At 49.4% G+C, this 257-nt stretch carries 1 rRNA gene; it reads left to right on the top strand.

Features of this window, described 5'->3' with window-relative positions:
* Positions 1-257, top strand: a 23S ribosomal RNA gene (locus tag DBV10_RS22960); the annotation flags it as partial.

Raw genomic sequence — 257 nt, 5'->3', positions numbered from 1 at the left:
ATCCGCTAAGGAGTGTGTAACAACTCACCTGCCGAATCAACCAGCCCTGAAAATGGATGGCGCTGTAGCGTGGGACCTATACCGGATCGATATCGCAAGTTTTATTGAACGAGTAAGCGGTATCGTGTAGGAGGGTGCCGTGGTTGCTAAGAAGCTACTGGCGTAAGTCAGAGTGGAGCGGTCACGGGTACAGATCTTGGTAGTAGTAGCAATTATTCAAGTGAGATCCTTGAAGACTGAAGTGGAGAAGGGTTCCA

The organism is Acidovorax sp. FJL06, from assembly GCF_003852545.1.
In the GTDB taxonomy this organism is placed as follows: Bacteria; Pseudomonadota; Gammaproteobacteria; order Burkholderiales; family Burkholderiaceae_C; genus Acidovorax.
The sequence above is the reverse complement of the archived record's forward strand: the minus strand, read 5'-3'. Positions and strand labels throughout refer to the sequence as shown.